This is a genomic window from Thalassospira mesophila, from assembly GCF_002115755.1.
GTDB classification, from domain to species: Bacteria; Pseudomonadota; Alphaproteobacteria; order Rhodospirillales; family Thalassospiraceae; genus Thalassospira; species Thalassospira mesophila.
This window is the reverse complement of sequence record NZ_JFKA01000076.1, coordinates 1-381: the sequence shown is the minus strand read 5'-3', so window position 1 is coordinate 381 and position 381 is coordinate 1. Positions and strand designations below refer to the sequence as shown.

The window sequence follows — 381 nt, the reverse complement described above, 5'->3', positions numbered from 1 at the left end:
CACCGATGCGCTGGCCAGCGAAGGCCGCCAGAGCGCGCTGGACCGGCTGTCCGCCTGCGTCGAGGCCGGCGCCGACATCGCCTTTCCCGAAGCGGTGCATGACCTGGAGGGCTTTCGCGATTTCGCCCGCGCGCTGCCGGCGCCCATCCTGGCCAACATCACCGAATTCGGCCAGACGCCGCTGCTGACGGTGCAGGAACTGGCCGCCGCGCAGGTCGGCATGGTGCTCTATCCGCTGTCGGCCTTCCGCGCCATGAACCGCGCGGCCCAGCGCACCTACGAGGCGATCCGCCGCGACGGCACCCAGCGCGGCGTGCTCGACCAGATGCAGACGCGCATGGAACTGTATGAAAGCATTGGCTATTTCGCCTATGAAGAGCG

General features: G+C 68.5%; 1 protein-coding gene. It reads left to right on the top strand.

The window, feature by feature from the left end; translation table 11 throughout:
• A partial coding sequence (locus TMES_RS22105; RefSeq protein ID WP_211276001.1) for an isocitrate lyase/phosphoenolpyruvate mutase family protein occupies positions 1-381 on the top strand: 381 nt, incomplete at both ends.